The organism is Acinetobacter sp. ANC 4862, from assembly GCF_004336635.1.
Lineage (GTDB): Bacteria > Pseudomonadota > Gammaproteobacteria > Pseudomonadales > Moraxellaceae > Acinetobacter.
In genome coordinates this window covers 104955-119343 of record NZ_SJXH01000001.1, presented here as the reverse complement: position 1 = coordinate 119343, position 14389 = coordinate 104955, and the positions used below count along the sequence as shown (strand labels likewise).

The following is a 14389-nucleotide window of genomic DNA, read 5'->3' as shown; positions in this document are numbered from 1 at the left end:
ATTCATCAAACAGTTTCAGGCTGACCAAATAATGCGGTGAATGCATGATCTGGACGAGGCTGTTTCATAAAACTTTCACCCACAAGGAAGGCATGAATGTCATGCTGTTGCATCATGTGGACATCATTCGGGGTAGCAATACCACTTTCAGTCACCAGTAAACGTGAAGGCTCAAGTAGTTTTTTCAAACGAAGTGATGTATTTAAATCGACATCAAAGGTTTTTAAATTACGGTTATTCACGCCTAAGAGACAACGCTCTGAAAGTCTCAGTGCACGTTCAAGCTCAGCTTCATCATGCACTTCAACCAGAACATCTAGATTGTGTTCAAAGGCGGTTTTCGACATTTCTTCCAGTTGCTGGTCAGACAGACAGGCCACAATTAGAAGAATACAGTCTGCATGCAAGGCACGTGCTTCAATGACACCATAAGGATCAATCAGGAAATCCTTACGTAGTGCTGGAAGGGCACAGTGCTGACGAGCAATCGAAATATTTTCATCTGCACCTTGGAAAAAATCCACATCAGTTAATACTGATAAACAGGCTGCGCCCGCTTGCTCATATTGCTGGGCAATTTCAGCAGGATTAAAGTTTTCCCGAATCACGCCTTTAGACGGAGAGGCTTTTTTAATTTCAGCAATTACACCTGGACGTTTGCTTAACAGGCTTTGCGCGAAACCACGCACCGGTGTTGCTGCCTGCGCCAGTTCTTCAACATCTTTATAACTATGTTGTTTTAAACGTACAGCAAATTCGACCTGTTTACGGTCAACAATTTTACCTAAAATGGTATTTGCGATATCTAGCATGACAATATTTCCTATCTAGCCTTAAGCTTCGTATTCTTTGAGTGTTTTGGTGAATTCAGACAAAACACTCATTTTTTCTAAAGCTTGTCCGCCATAAATAATGTCATGTGCCAGTGCCACACCTTGTTTATAGCTTGTGGTTAAGCCGGAGACATAAATGCCTGCACCTGCATTGAGTGCAATCATGTTGGCCGCTTTTTCACCTTTTGCCGATTTTTTCTTGCCTAAAGCATCTTTAATTAAAGCCAAACTTTCAGCTGAATCTTCAACAATTAAACCGGTTAAAGTCTGTGATTCAATGTCGACATCTTCAGGGTTAATCATCCATTCGGTGATTTCACCATCTTTGAGCTCAGCGACATAGGTTGAAGAAGCCAGACTGATTTCATCCAAACCATCTTTGGAATGAACTACCATGACATGCTCAGCACCGAGTTGTTTCATGACTTCGGCAATCGGGCGACACAATTCATTGCTGAATACACCAATCACAAAACGCTTTACGCCAGCAGGGTTGGTGAGTGGACCAAGCAGGTTGAAAATACTGCGGAAGCCCAATTCTTTACGTGGACCCGCTGCATATTTCATGGCTTTGTGATGATTCGGAGCAAACAAGAAACCGACGCCCATTTCACGAATACAGCGTTCAGTTTGTTGCATGTTTAAATCAAGATTAATGCCTGCTTGCTCAAGCAAGTCCGATGAACCTGATTTGGTTGAAACACCACGGTTACCGTGTTTGGCAATGGTTGCACCCGCAGCTGCAATCACAAAGGCAGAGGCAGTAGACACATTAAACAGGTTTTGACCGTCACCGCCAGTACCGACGATATCAACTAAATATTGAATATCGCTAACATCAATTTTAATCGAAAATTCACGCATCACGCGAGCAGCTGCGGTAATTTCGTCAATGCTTTCGCCTTTTAAGCGTAAGCCCATCATCAGCGCACCAATTTGTGCATCGGTTGCCTCACCCGACATGATGCTGCGCATCACAGCTTCCATTTGAGGCTGGGTCAGGTGAATCTGTTTGGTAATATTATTTAAAGCTTGTTGAATGTTCATTATTTTCGTTACGCTCTTTATGCATAAATTTCGAGAAAGTTTTGGAAGATTTGATGACCATGCTGGCTCAAAATAGATTCAGGGTGGAACTGCACGCCTTCGACGGCTAATGTCTTATGTTTGACACCCATGATTTCTTCCATACTGCCATCGGCTTCATTGGTCCAACAGGTCACTTCCAAACAATCCGGCACAGTCGCCTGATCAATCACCAGTGAATGATAGCGCGTTGCCGAAAACGGAGAAGGCAGGTTGCTGAAAATGCCTTTGTTGCTGTGGTACATGTCGGACAAACGACCGTGCATGACATTTTTTGCGCGAATAATATCGCCACCAAAAGCTTGTCCAATGGCTTGATGTCCTAAACACACGCCAAGCAATGGAATTTTGCCGGCAAAGTGCTGAATCGCTGGAATTGAAATTCCGGCTTCACTTGGCGAACACGGGCCAGGACCAATCACCAGATACTTGGGTTGCCATCGCTCGATATCTTCCAATGTCACGGCATCATTACGGACTACTTTTACGTCTTGATTTAACTCGCCAAAATATTGAACGATGTTATAGGTAAAGGAGTCATAGTTGTCGATCATTAAAAGCATGAGCTAACCTATTGAAATTTACGCACTTATATGTGCTCGAATAGTCCAGGAATACTCACATTGTTTCCAGTTTCAATGCACAACCTTATATCAATAAAGTTTATTGAAACGGATAAAAAATGGAGTGCGAATAATCATAGCAAAAAATAAGCATTTTCGGCTGAACTATTTCTATGATAATGATTTTAGAGGAATCACAGGATAAGAATAAGCTGATTTATTTACATTTTGTCTTGAATGAAATTCATCGCTGTTTATTTCAACCATTGAAACCATCTTTAAAGAATATGGAGGCTTTATTTCGATTTAAAAGCAATGAATGAGGTGATGAAATTGAATTTAAGTAATAGGCTAACTATAAGTAAGTTTTATGGGTGTGAAAATTTGATTAGTTGAAGCTGAACTTAATAAAGGAGCATGCATAGAAGGAAATGTGATCCAACCTTAATCCCCAAAATGGCGCACAGTCTTTCTTTATTAAAATGCTGAAAAAATCTACGAGTCAAACTGTCTTGAATATAAAATCTTGAAAAAATAATAAGATAATCTCATTCTAAATTTAAATTTATACAATGGGGTAAAATTAAATAGTTGAAATATTAAGTAATTAAATCATCGACATGGATATAAGTTGATTTTTAAGTATATATTTTAATCTGATGAAAAGGAAAGTGAACCCAATAGATGAAAACAAGGCTCATTTACAACTTTTAAAAATAAACTCGCACCATTTTGATACACTGAAAGTGGCTTTTTAAGCAAAAGTAATTAAGAGTGTTTGAATATGGTGCATTTACATTTGCACACAGTATAATAGCGTCAAACTAAAGTATCTAAATCTTCTATTCTGATAAAGAATTCAATATTTTATCTTTGTTTTTTAAAGTTGGTACGGGATTTGCTTTATAACTGCCAACTACTAACACGCACTTAACAGGTGCAACAAAAAATCATCGGAGCACAATGAGCATGGCGAACAAGGTCCTTCAACTCATCCAAGAAAGTGGCGCAAAATGGGTCGATTTTCGCTTTACTGATACTAAGGGTAAAGAGCAACACGTAACTTACCCAGCAGATACGATTGACGAAGATACATTTGAAGACGGTAAAATGTTTGATGGTTCTTCAATTGGCGGTTGGAAAGGCATCGAAGCATCTGACATGATTTTACGTCCAGATGCTGCAACATGCTTCCTTGACCCGTTCTTTGCTGAAGCAACAGTTGTTGTAACTTGTGACGTGATCGAGCCTTCAACTGGTCAAGGTTACGACCGTGACCCACGTTCAATTGCTCGCCGTGCAGAAGAATATTTGAAATCTACAGGTATCGGTGATACTGCATTCTTTGGTCCGGAACCAGAATTCTTCGTATTTGACGAAGTGAAATGGGAAATCGATATGTCTGGCGCGCGCCATACATTGATCGCTGAAGAAGCTGCATGGTCAACAAACAAAGACTACGAAGGTGGTAACTCTGGTCACCGTCCACGTGTTAAAGGCGGTTACTTCCCAGTTCCTCCTGTGGATTCTTCACATGACATGCGTGCAGAAATGTGTGCAAAAATCGAAGACATCATGGGCCCTGGTCGTGTAGAAGTACATCACCACGAAGTTGCATCTTGCCAGTTGGAAATTGGTGTGAGCTTCAACACGATGGTTCGTAAAGCGGACGAAGTTCAACAGTTCAAATATGCTGTTTGGAACGTTGCGCATCAATATGCTAAAACTGCAACCTTTATGCCTAAACCAATGGTTGGCGATAACGGTTCTGGTATGCACGTTCATATGTCGATCTCTAAAGATGGCAAGAACTTGTTTGCTGGTGATGAATATGCAGGCTTGTCAGAAATGGCGCTTTACTTCATTGGTGGTGTGATTAAACATGCTCGTTCATTGAATGCAATCACAAACCCTTCTACAAACTCGTACAAGCGTTTGGTTCCGCATTATGAAGCGCCGATTATGCTTGCTTACTCAGCACGTAACCGTTCTGCTTCTATCCGTATTCCTTACGTTTCTAGCCCTAAAGGCAAGCGTATTGAAGCACGTTTCCCAGATCCAATGATGAATCCGTACTTAGGTTTTGCGGCATTGTTGATGGCTGGTCTTGATGGTATTCAAAACAAGATCCACCCAGGTGAAGCTGCTGACAAGAACTTGTATGATCTTCCTCCTGAAGAAGAAGCGAAAATCCCTACAGTGGCTCACAGCTTAGATATGGCTCTTGAAGCACTTGCTGCTGATCATGACTACTTGTTAAAAGGTGGCGTGTTCACTAAAGAAATGCTTGATGCCTATATCGAACTTAAAACTGAAGAAGTACGTCGTCTGAACACGACTACTCACCCAGTTGAATTTGATATGTATTACAGCCTTTAATTCTTTTAAGAATTTAAGCTTTAAAAACCCGCTCATGTAGCGGGTTTTTTTGTATCATTGTTTTTGAAACTCATTATTGTAAATACTATGGCACAACGTAAAAAACACACCAGTTTTTATCCGTGGATTGATCCTAAAGATCATGAGCAAGGTTTTAAAATGAACTTTTCTGCCGTGACCTATGTAGAAGTGGGACGCACGGTGGAAGGCTATAAACAAGCTGAATTTGTGGGGGTGAAAAATCCAGAACTCGCTCTAGACTTTGATTATCCTAAAAGTTTTTATTTGAGTGCCGAAGGGATGATTTTAATCAAGACACCGCAGGGCAAATTTGAAGTGATTGCCAAAACAGATAATTGTTAATTGCATTTGATTGGGTATGATGGGGAAGAGTCATGGCTGAGTTAATATGGCTATTGCTAACATGATGTATATATGAGATTAAAATCAATCAACCTAAATGAGCAGGGGACTTATGCAAAACAAGCGAGCATGTAAACGACAGGATAAACAGATTCCTGCTGAATTACGTGAATGGTTGTATGCATCGGGTTCACTCACGCAGCAACTGACAGATTTAGCGGATGGAGAGTTTAAAGTACAGCCCATCCAAGAGCATTTTTTGCGTTTAAGCTTTGCAGACAGCCAGTGGATGAACATGCCGCATCAGCATACCTCATGGGTGCGTGAAAGTTATTTATATGGCTGTGAAGATCAGCCTTGGGTGAAAGCGAAAAGTATCTTTCCAATTTTAAGTTTGCAATCTCGTGCACGTATCTTCCAGCATATTGGCAAAAAGCCAATTGGCTGGTTCTTGTTTCAACGTACCAATCCCCATTGCGAGCGCCGTGTGATTCTGCTTGAAGATGGTTGGACGCGGCAAAGTTGCTATACTTGGCATGGTTGTAAATTTATTGTTCAAGAGACTTTTTTGCCTGCTTTTGAACAGTTTATTCAGCAAAATACTTCACAAAAAAATATTTAACAGAAACTTGGTTAAGGACAGTCATGGACACTGCGCAACAAACTACATGGCGTGAGCGTTTAGCAGCGTATTACTATTTATGTCGTTTTGATAAGCCGATTGGCACAGAGTTGGTGTTTTGGCCGACTATGTGGGCATTGTGGATTGCAGCCAAAGGCGTACCCGACTTAAAAATACTGTTGTTGATGATCTTGGGTGTGGTCTTTATGCGTGCAGCGGGTTGTGCCATAAATGACTTTGCAGACCGTAAAGTGGATGGCGCTGTTGCCAGAACCAAAGATAGACCTTTAGCGACAGGGGTGATTAAGCCGATAGAAGCCATTTGGGTATTCTTAATTCTTGTTGCTGCCAGTGCCTGCCTGTTGTTGTTCTTGCCGATTGAAACCTTTTATTGGTCATTCGGTGCGTTGTTTTTAGCCTTTATTTATCCCTTCATGAAGCGCTATACAAACTTGCCGCAAGTATTTTTAGGGGCTGCATTTTCCTGGTCTATTCCAATGGCCTATACCTCAGTAGGGCAGACGCCTGATTTAACCTGCTGGCTGCTGTATTTTGGCAATCTGGCATGGACGGTGGCTTATGACACGCAATATGCGATTACAGATCGTGAATATGACTTAAAGATTGGGGTGAAATCCACAGCGATTTTATTTGGAAAATACGATATTGAAATCATCTCGCTATTACAAGCTATCAGTGTGTTGCTGATTGGAGCTGCACTGTTCATCGAAGACTTGCTTGTTCCCTTTGGTTTGATCGCATTATTAGTCGTTATAGCTGACTTTATTTATCAATGGACAAAAACCAGGGACAGAAATCCACAACTTTGCTTTTGGGCATTCCGTCATAACCGTTGGGTGGGGCTGATCATCTTTGCTGGAATCTTGATTACATTGCTTTAATGCTGTGCTGGTCTGAACGTTGAATTTTATAACAAGCATCTACTAAATTGTATTTAGCCAGATGCTTTTTTATGCTTAATTAAAATATCGTGGTATTGAAATCACTTAGAATAAAAAGTACGCATAAAATTCGAATAATAGGCGTTGTGCAAATTATCCCATCGATCACAAGCATCGTGAGCTGTATTTGAATGATGCTGGCTTGTCTCAGATTAAACTGGATTGTATTCCACTGATTGTTTTAGCGCCGATTACGCTAGCTTTAGCGGCTTGGCTATTTAGAAATAGACTTTTATCGGTGAATTTCTAAAGAATGTCTTTATGCAGCTGTTTAACATTTGGAATTTCAGTGTAGCGTAGTACACGATAACCGGCTTCATGCAGCATGTGGTCACGAAATTTATCTTCTTCAACTTTGTATAAATGCGTCGAGTCATCTAACTCAATAATCACTAAAACTTGTAGCGATTCATTAAGTAAAACGAAGTCGGTGACCTTGCGATTAAACTTGTTGCGAATTTTAAGATTATGACTGGTAATTAATGCACTAAAAGCAACTTGTGCCAAGACATGGTATTGAGGGAAGGCTTCTTTTAAACGCACGTACATTCTGCATTCATAAGGCGTAATGACGCGTTTGGGATAAAACTTTTTTTTGGTTTTGAAATATTGCTGAGCACACAGGATGATCAATGCAAGACTGGTAATAATACCAATCACAAGAAAGGTAGATGAACTGGAATTAAACACGATACGAATCTACAGATAAGAAAAAACCCACTTAAGTAGAGTGGGTTTTTAGAATTTGGCTCTCCAACCTGGGCTCGAACCAGGGACCTGCGGATTAACAGTCCGTCGCTCTACCGACTGAGCTATTGGAGAATCTGGTACGCATTCTATGTATCTAAGCTGAAGGGGTCAAGGGCTTATGCTTAAAAAAAACATGAAAATGAATTGAATGTTTTAAAAATAAACTTATTGCTGATTATTTAAGTGATTTTATGAGGTCTATATAATTTTCTTTGCTTTGTAAGGGGTGTGCTTTACGGCATTCATTGATCAATTGCATCAGCTCGGCTTGGGTAAGCTCAGGTTTGAGTTGTTGTTGAATGTGTTTTAAAACCTCTGGGTTCTTTTGGGGTAAATTACGGGTGCAATGAAATAAGCGTTCATACATGAGCGCAGAAGCCTGCTTTTTATTTTCAGAATTTTGACTGCATTGAAACACTGCGAACATGACAACAATCAAAATAATCCAGAAAATGAGAGATTTTAACCAGGTTGCATTCATGGCGGCTTATTAAAATATTTTTATTAGAATTAACATAACTAAATTTTAATAAGCGAACAATAGATAGGGGAATGATCAACAATTTTAATCAAGAGAGGTTATCCCAGAAAACAGATCAAAAGTACGGGTTGTACGAGATGTGAAAAGAAATTTGGTGGATAAAAAAAGCCCACTTCATCATGAGTGGGCTTTTTAGAATCTGGCTCTTCCACCTGGGCTCGAACCAGGGACCTGCGGATTAACAGTCCGTCGCTCTACCGACTGAGCTATGGAAGAATAGATGGCTCTCCAACCTGGGCTCGAACCAGGGACCTGCGGATTAACAGTCCGTCGCTCTACCGACTGAGCTATTGGAGAATCTGATGCGCATTTTAGGGATGAAAAGCTAAGTCGTCAACACGTAAATATAAACAAATGAATCATTTGCCTTATAATTATGCAGATATGCCCTAAAAATAAAAAAACCACCCATAAAGGGTGGTTTTTTTATGCAGAAAATAAAATTTATTTTAAATCTTATTTTTCAACGCCAGCTTCTTGGCCAGCATATTTAGCATTTGCATAATCCCAGTTTACCAAGCTTTCTAGGAAAGTTTTGATGTAAGCAGGACGTGCATTACGGTAGTCGATGTAATAAGCATGTTCCCAAACGTCAATCGTCAACACTGCAACTTTACCGTGAGCAAGTGGAGTGTCAGCATTTGAAGTTTTAAGAATAGACAAGTTGCCATTTACTTGGTCAGCAACCAACCAAGCCCAACCTGAACCGAATTGAGTGGTTGCAGCAGCAGCGAATTCTTCAGCAAATTTTTCATAAGAACCGAAAGCTTCATCAATTTTAGCAGCTAAAGTACCAGTCGCTTTACCACCACCGTTTTTAGCCATACAGTTCCAGTAGAAGGTATGGTTCCAAACTTGAGCAGCGTTGTTGAATACGCCAGCTTTAGCAGCATCACCAGCAGATGCTTTGATGATTTCTTCTAAAGTTTTACCTTCAAGGTCAGTACCTTTGATCAGGTTATTCAAGTTTACAACGTAAGTGTTGTGGTGTTTGTCGTGATGGTATTCTAAAGTTTCTTTGCTGATGTGTGGAGCAAGATCTTCGTAACCGTATGGAAGTGCCGGTAAAGTAATCGTTGTCATGTTTTCAATTCCTTGCGTTTTGCTGGGTTTTGACATTAAGTGGCCTTATTGTAATGGATTCTTTGCCTAAATTGCGCATTGCTTATAAATAACAATACAGAATAAAGCCTGAATTTATACGTATAAAGAAAATGTCAAACCGTCAAATTTAAATTAAATCGGATTGTTTAATTCGAAGTAACTATACTCAATATCGAACTGTTCTGAAATAGCTTTTGCAAGGCGTTGTACGCCATAACGCTCGGTTGCATGATGCCCGCAAGCGTAATAATGCACGTTCAGTTCTTTGGCTTCATAATAGGTGCGCTCACTGACTTCACCAGAAATGTAGGCATCACAATTTTGCTCAGCTGCTTTGCCAATAAAATCTTGTGCACCACCGGTACAGAAACCGATTTTTTGGATTGATGTTTTATCAGCAGCAAGATGAATGGCATTAAAATCTAAACGCTGCGATACATACAGTTTAAATTCTGCAGCAGACACAGGCTGTTTTAAATAACCAATATTACCAATCGGATTACGTTCGCTTGGGTCTAAAGCTTCAATATTTTCTAATGCTAAAATATCTGCAATCGCCGCATTATTACCTAAAGTAGGGTGACTATCTAAAGGTAAATGATAACCCACCAATGAAATATCATGTTGAATCAGGCTTTTTATGCGTTTACCGCGCATGCCGGTAATTGGGTAGGGTTCGCCTTTCCAGAAGTAGCCGTGATGGACCAGCAGCAAATCCGCACCTTGTTCAATCGCTGCATCAATTGCATCTTGAGATGCGGTGACAGCACACAATATTTTATTTACATCGGATTTGCCTTCAATTTGCAAACCATTGGGTGCATAGTCTTTAAATTCGTGTGATTTCAGGGTTTGGTTACACCACTGAATAATCTCATTGAGCTTTGCCATAAATTTTTCAACAGCCTAAATATTTAACATCATCAAAACATATTTTGAATTGTAACTAAAGCATGACAAAACTCTTGCACTATTTTTATGTTTCCTGCTGTATTTCATTTTACAATGGCGCATAAATTACTTAGTCATCAACGAATTAAAATATTGTTAGAGGAAATTAACGTGCGTCGCACCTTTACATGGTTACCTTGGGTTTTACTCATTTTGGTCACGCTGGGTTTTCTTGCATGGCAACAATATCAGCAGCCTAAAGCACCTGTTGCATCTGATGGTGTAAAAATGCCGGTAGAGAAAGTGGAGCCTTTAGTCAGTACCACGAGAACAGGCGGTATTGAATCCTATAATGCTGCGGTTAAAGTTGCTGCGCCTGCGGTAGTAAATATTTTTACCACCCAGAAAGTGAAGCAAGCTGAACATCCTTTGTTAAATGATCCTGCATTTCGTGAATTTTTTGGTGATCAAGTGCCAGATCAATTCGGTCAGGAGCAAAATGAAAATAGCCTAGGTTCTGGTGTTATTGTTCGTTCAGATGGTTATATCTTGACCAATAATCATGTGATTGCACAGGCTGATCAAATTGTCGTGGGATTAAATGATGGGCGTCGTGCGGTAGCAAAAATTATTGGTACTGATCCCGATTCTGATCTTGCCGTGATTAAGATTGAACTCGACAAGCTGCCGGTTTTGCCTTTTAAACTCAGTGCTAATGAAGTGGGGGATGTTGTTCTTGCCATTGGTAATCCATTTGGTGTGGGGCAGACCGTCACTCAAGGGATTATTTCTGCCACCAATCGTTCGGATTTGGGGATCAACACTTATGAAGACTTCATTCAAACCGATGCTGCCATTAATCCGGGTAACTCGGGTGGTGCGCTGATTGATGTGGCGGGTAATTTGATTGGGGTGAACACGGCTATTTTCTCGCAATCCGGTGGTTCATTGGGTATTGGTTTCGCTATTCCGGCGAAGGTCTGTCAGCAAATCCTGAATTCAATTTTAAAAGATGGTCGCGTGGTTCGTGGCTGGTTGGGTATTAGCCTCATGCCAGTGCAACAGGAAAATATTCTTGAGCCTAAACAAACAGGTGTCGTAGTTGCAGACGTGCTTCCTCAAGGTCCTGCAGCCAAGGCTGGAATCAAGAAAGGCGATAAAATTATTCAGGTAAATGGTGAAACCATTACTTCTGCATCGCACTTGATTAATTATGTTGCGTTGCAAGCTCCGAATAGCACAATCAAAATTGAAGTGATTCGAGATGAGAAACCATTAATCCTGAATGTGGTGGTGACTGAACGTAAAGCACAGAATAATAATTCACAATATATTCCTTTACCGGAGTAATAAAATAATCTTTACATTCATCCATATTAAGATGGGATGAATGGAGAAAAGCGCATTTCGATGCGCTTTTTTTATTGTTTACCCATTATTTCACTACGAATTTTTATATCTCAATCAATTTATGACTATGAGTGGACTAACTTGATAGCGGATAGATATTTGCAGATTTGATTTTAATAAAGAGCCAATTAAGATCATTGTTTTTATGATGATTTGAATAGTTATGGATTATTTAGGCAAAAAAAAGCCCGCTTTAATGCTGCGGGCTTTTTCGTATTTGGCTCTCCAACCTGGGCTCGAACCAGGGACCTGCGGATTAACAGTCCGTCGCTCTACCGACTGAGCTATTGGAGAATCTGCATGCGATTATAAGGAGATTTTGTAGAGGGTCAAGCTAAAAGTGTCATGATTCCTTAATTTTTGTGCTGTATGCTTTTTATTTAGACAAATAAATCAAAAATGTTAAAAAAACTTGCACAGCCAAAATCGGCTTGTTAGATTAAATGCATAACAGAGCGTTTGAATGAAAGTTCAAACAGTGTGGATTTAAACCAACTTGCCAGCACTAAAATGGCTAAACAGGAGAAAGCGAATGCATACGCTGACGATTGCCGAAATCTTTTCAAATTTATCTTTTTATCAAGACAATTACCTTTCTATCATTCAAGATCCACAACGCTATCAAACTGCCGTTGAAGATGCTTATGTCCAGGTCTGGCCTGTAGGAACTCAAGCCTTATATTTGGGTGATTTGTTGCAGCTTTGGTTTAGTGATAAATGGTTGATTGATTCACCTTGTCAATTATTACTAGAAAGCTATTCAAATGGTCGTAAGCAACCTTTGCAACGTGATCATGATCTGTATTTATATCAATTGAATGGCAGCGCTTTATCCGGACGTAATAACTCGAAAGTTTGGTCAATATCGGAACAGAAGAAACTTGCTGTATCTCTCGATAGCGTGTTCAAATATTTATGTATTTATAAAGCGACGTCACGTCCAGAAGTGCCTTTTCCAGAGCTAACGAAATCACTTAAATCGGCTGTTTAATGATGAGTGATTGCTAAAGCTTAAGTAACTTAACTTAAGCTTTAGTTGAATCAGGACGTGCTCCAAATACGGCATTTTTTGTATTAACGAATAATCATACACGTCGCAGTAGCATGGGCATAAAGTTTGCCATCTTCATCAATAATTTTACCTTCAGAAATCCCCAAGTTCTTGCTGATATTAATAATGGTGCCCACGGCATGTAGTTCTTTGTCTTTGGGAATGGGACGGCACATTTTTATATTCAAGTCGATGGTGCCATAGCCTACGCCTGCTTCCAGCATACTGTGTACCGCACAACCGGTGACGGAATCCAGTACTGTTGCGGCAAAACCACCGTGTACGCTCCCTAAAGGATTTAAGTGGCGATGATCTGCTTTTACTTTGAAATGAATCGTTCCTGCTGAAACTTCATAAGGCTGCATTGGTATGGTTTCACTAATACTTGCAGGTGGGATTTTCCCTGTACACATGGCTTGTAACAGTTGCAGCCCTGTCATTTCTTTGGGGTTCATTGCGATCATTCCTGAATGATGATTAAGTTTTAAAAAGGTACTGCTGAATACGTTAGTTGGCTGCTGCATATTCATCAAGTCAACTCAGATAATGTTATATGCTTCAGTCATGCTATTTATTATAGGTTTTTGGTAAGTATCTGCTTTAAAACATAAGGTTAATATAATATTAAAATTAGACGGTGGTGCGCATATAAAAATTTTTATCAATTTTATTTTTATAAATTTTTTAATTAAAAACAATTGCTTATATTTCTTGAGTTATTGGGATGACATTAACAATCAGGTAAAAGTGATCTCTAAAAGTATTAATTTGGAGTTTGTGATGAGCTTGAACAGAGGTTACAAGTTTATTTGATATAAGGCATTAGAGATAAAGATTGGAGCTTATGTCTAAATTTGTATATCTATGAGAATGAATGAAAGCCCGTCGTTGAATATGGATGCTCAACAATGTTCTTAAAAATAACTTTGGCAATGATTGCCTTTGCTGCAAATTCAGTGTTGTGTCGTTTGGCTTTAGCGGGACATGAAATTGACCCGTTAAGCTTTAGTGTGATTCGTGTTTGTAGTGGTGCTGGGGTTTTATTGATACTGTGGTTGCTCAGTCAGAGGCGTCAGTTCATACAATGGCATTTAAATAGCGCATTGGCTTTGGCGATTTATATTGTGGCATTTTCATATGCTTATCTTAAAATTGATGCGGGTGTGGGCGCACTTTTACTGTTTGGAACAGTGCAATTGACCATGGTGTTTTATGCGGTTTTTCATGGTGAGAAACTGAATTTAAAACGTGGTTTGGGTTTGATGATGGCGTTAACCGGAATCATTATTCTGCTGTTACCGGGTGCGAGTGCGCCGAGTTTGAGTTATTCGATCATTATGATGATTTCAGGTTTGGCTTGGGCTGCTTACAGTATTTTGGGTAAGCACATGCAAAATCCGTTATCGGGTAGTGTAGGTAATTTTCTTCTGGCGATCCCTTTGGTGATGATTGCGTATTTTGTATTGCATCAAGATGCAATAATCACTCCTCAAGGTGTTGCTCTCGCTGTGTTGTCAGGTGGCGTAACCTCTGGGGGCGCCTATGTATTGTGGTATTCCATTGTTAAGCGTATAGATCGTATAGATGCAAGTACTGTGCAATTGAGTGTACCGTGTTTAGCTATTTTGGGTGGTTCACTTTTTATTGGCGAAACAATTGGACTACGGATTATTTTATCTACCGTGATTGTCTTGCTGGGGATTTTTTTAGTTATTTATGCAGGCAAACATAGCGTTAAAGGCAATCACTAAGTCACTTTTTATATTGAATAAAACTTTATTATTAAAAAAACCCGCGATAAACGCGGGTTTTTCTCATATAACTTATTGCTAAG

Annotated in this window: 15 protein-coding genes and 4 tRNA genes; 7 read left to right on the top strand and 12 right to left on the bottom strand. The window is 39.8% G+C overall.

Features of this window, described 5'->3' with window-relative positions; genetic code table 11:
* Window positions 1–5: 5 nt before the first annotated feature.
* From trpC to E0409_RS00540, 3 genes are read right to left on the bottom strand one after another with little or no spacing between them, the layout of a single operon-like run.
* Window positions 6–812, bottom strand: a complete 807-nt coding sequence (trpC, locus tag E0409_RS00550) for an indole-3-glycerol phosphate synthase TrpC (RefSeq protein WP_131286542.1) — start codon at window positions 810–812, stop codon at window positions 6–8.
* 21 nt (window positions 813–833) lie between these two features.
* Window positions 834–1880 (bottom strand): anthranilate phosphoribosyltransferase, encoded by a 1047-nt coding sequence (gene trpD / locus E0409_RS00545; RefSeq protein ID WP_131286540.1) that lies wholly within the window; start codon window positions 1878–1880, stop codon window positions 834–836.
* Between the two features lie 17 nt (window positions 1881–1897).
* The gene (locus E0409_RS00540) at window positions 1898–2482 is read right to left on the bottom strand and encodes an anthranilate synthase component II (RefSeq protein ID WP_131286538.1); all 585 of its coding nucleotides are present in this window, start codon (window positions 2480–2482) and stop codon (window positions 1898–1900) included.
* Between the two features lie 963 nt (window positions 2483–3445).
* Between E0409_RS00540 and glnA the strand changes: the two genes are divergently transcribed.
* From glnA to ubiA, 4 genes are all read left to right on the top strand, one after another.
* Window positions 3446–4861: a type I glutamate--ammonia ligase gene (glnA, locus tag E0409_RS00535; protein WP_171458762.1), complete on the top strand. Its 1416-nt coding sequence runs from the start codon at window positions 3446–3448 to the stop codon at window positions 4859–4861.
* An 87-nt stretch (window positions 4862–4948) separates the two neighbouring features.
* The gene (locus E0409_RS00530) at window positions 4949–5224 is read left to right on the top strand and encodes a hypothetical protein (RefSeq protein ID WP_131286534.1); all 276 of its coding nucleotides are present in this window, start codon (window positions 4949–4951) and stop codon (window positions 5222–5224) included.
* A 112-nt stretch (window positions 5225–5336) separates the two neighbouring features.
* A complete protein-coding gene (locus tag E0409_RS00525) occupies window positions 5337–5846 on the top strand; it encodes a chorismate--pyruvate lyase family protein (protein WP_131286532.1) in 510 nt (169 codons plus the stop codon).
* 23 nt (window positions 5847–5869) lie between these two features.
* Window positions 5870–6748: a 4-hydroxybenzoate octaprenyltransferase gene (gene ubiA, locus E0409_RS00520; protein WP_131286530.1), complete on the top strand. Its 879-nt coding sequence runs from the start codon at window positions 5870–5872 to the stop codon at window positions 6746–6748.
* A gap of 306 nt (window positions 6749–7054) precedes the next feature.
* Here the strand turns inward: ubiA and E0409_RS00515 are convergent, their stop codons facing one another.
* The 7 genes from E0409_RS00515 to E0409_RS00485 all read right to left on the bottom strand — a co-directional run bounded on the left by E0409_RS00515 (window position 7055) and on the right by E0409_RS00485 (window position 10094).
* The gene (locus E0409_RS00515) at window positions 7055–7498 is read right to left on the bottom strand and encodes a DUF2726 domain-containing protein (RefSeq protein ID WP_131286528.1); all 444 of its coding nucleotides are present in this window, start codon (window positions 7496–7498) and stop codon (window positions 7055–7057) included.
* A 56-nt stretch (window positions 7499–7554) separates the two neighbouring features.
* Window positions 7555–7630: transfer RNA gene (locus E0409_RS00510), tRNA-Asn, on the bottom strand.
* Window positions 7631–7733: 103 nt separating this feature from the next.
* On the bottom strand, window positions 7734–7985 hold the full coding sequence (locus tag E0409_RS00505; RefSeq protein WP_228139732.1) for a hypothetical protein: 252 nt from the start codon (window positions 7983–7985) through the stop codon (window positions 7734–7736).
* A 254-nt stretch (window positions 7986–8239) separates the two neighbouring features.
* Window positions 8240–8315, bottom strand: a tRNA-Asn gene (locus tag E0409_RS00500).
* Window positions 8316–8320: 5 nt separating this feature from the next.
* Window positions 8321–8396: transfer RNA gene (locus tag E0409_RS00495), tRNA-Asn, on the bottom strand.
* A 159-nt stretch (window positions 8397–8555) separates the two neighbouring features.
* Window positions 8556–9182 carry a superoxide dismutase SodB gene (sodB, locus tag E0409_RS00490; protein ID WP_131286526.1) on the bottom strand — a complete coding sequence of 209 codons (627 nt, stop codon included), beginning with the start codon at window positions 9180–9182 and terminating at the stop codon, window positions 8556–8558.
* A gap of 153 nt (window positions 9183–9335) precedes the next feature.
* The gene (locus E0409_RS00485) at window positions 9336–10094 is read right to left on the bottom strand and encodes a Nif3-like dinuclear metal center hexameric protein (protein WP_131286524.1); all 759 of its coding nucleotides are present in this window, start codon (window positions 10092–10094) and stop codon (window positions 9336–9338) included.
* Between the two features lie 171 nt (window positions 10095–10265).
* Between E0409_RS00485 and E0409_RS00480 the strand changes: the two genes are divergently transcribed.
* Window positions 10266–11444 carry a trypsin-like peptidase domain-containing protein gene (locus E0409_RS00480; protein WP_131286522.1) on the top strand — a complete coding sequence of 393 codons (1179 nt, stop codon included), beginning with the start codon at window positions 10266–10268 and terminating at the stop codon, window positions 11442–11444.
* Between the two features lie 278 nt (window positions 11445–11722).
* On the opposite strand, the gene E0409_RS00475 is transcribed toward E0409_RS00480, so the two are convergent.
* Window positions 11723–11798 (bottom strand) — tRNA-Asn (locus tag E0409_RS00475).
* Between the two features lie 238 nt (window positions 11799–12036).
* On the opposite strand from E0409_RS00475, the gene E0409_RS00470 reads away from it, so the two are divergent.
* Complete coding sequence (locus E0409_RS00470) at window positions 12037–12495, top strand: hypothetical protein (RefSeq protein WP_131286520.1); 459 nt, start codon at window positions 12037–12039, stop codon at window positions 12493–12495.
* A gap of 83 nt (window positions 12496–12578) precedes the next feature.
* Here the strand turns inward: E0409_RS00470 and E0409_RS00465 are convergent, their stop codons facing one another.
* The gene (locus tag E0409_RS00465; RefSeq protein ID WP_131286675.1) at window positions 12579–13010 is read right to left on the bottom strand and encodes a PaaI family thioesterase; all 432 of its coding nucleotides are present in this window, start codon (window positions 13008–13010) and stop codon (window positions 12579–12581) included.
* Between the two features lie 453 nt (window positions 13011–13463).
* On the opposite strand from E0409_RS00465, the gene E0409_RS00460 reads away from it, so the two are divergent.
* Window positions 13464–14306, top strand: coding sequence for a DMT family transporter (locus E0409_RS00460; protein ID WP_131286518.1), 843 nt, complete (start codon window positions 13464–13466; stop codon window positions 14304–14306).
* Window positions 14307–14389 lie beyond the last annotated feature (83 nt).

Coding starts and splice junctions, on each gene's coding strand:
- trpC (WP_131286542.1), bottom strand. CDS start 812: ATGCTAGATATCGCAAATACCATTTTAGGTAAAATTGTTGACCGTAAA.
- trpD (WP_131286540.1), bottom strand. CDS start 1,880: ATGAACATTCAACAAGCTTTAAATAATATTACCAAACAGATTCACCTG.
- E0409_RS00540 (WP_131286538.1), bottom strand. CDS start 2,482: ATGCTTTTAATGATCGACAACTATGACTCCTTTACCTATAACATCGTT.
- glnA (WP_171458762.1), top strand. CDS start 3,446: ATGAGCATGGCGAACAAGGTCCTTCAACTCATCCAAGAAAGTGGCGCA.
- E0409_RS00530 (WP_131286534.1), top strand. CDS start 4,949: ATGGCACAACGTAAAAAACACACCAGTTTTTATCCGTGGATTGATCCT.
- E0409_RS00525 (WP_131286532.1), top strand. CDS start 5,337: ATGCAAAACAAGCGAGCATGTAAACGACAGGATAAACAGATTCCTGCT.
- ubiA (WP_131286530.1), top strand. CDS start 5,870: ATGGACACTGCGCAACAAACTACATGGCGTGAGCGTTTAGCAGCGTAT.
- E0409_RS00505 (WP_228139732.1), bottom strand. CDS start 7,985: ATGTTCGCAGTGTTTCAATGCAGTCAAAATTCTGAAAATAAAAAGCAG.
- sodB (WP_131286526.1), bottom strand. CDS start 9,182: ATGACAACGATTACTTTACCGGCACTTCCATACGGTTACGAAGATCTT.
- E0409_RS00485 (WP_131286524.1), bottom strand. CDS start 10,094: ATGGCAAAGCTCAATGAGATTATTCAGTGGTGTAACCAAACCCTGAAA.
- E0409_RS00470 (WP_131286520.1), top strand. CDS start 12,037: ATGCATACGCTGACGATTGCCGAAATCTTTTCAAATTTATCTTTTTAT.
- E0409_RS00465 (WP_131286675.1), bottom strand. CDS start 13,010: ATGAACCCCAAAGAAATGACAGGGCTGCAACTGTTACAAGCCATGTGT.
- E0409_RS00460 (WP_131286518.1), top strand. CDS start 13,464: ATGTTCTTAAAAATAACTTTGGCAATGATTGCCTTTGCTGCAAATTCA.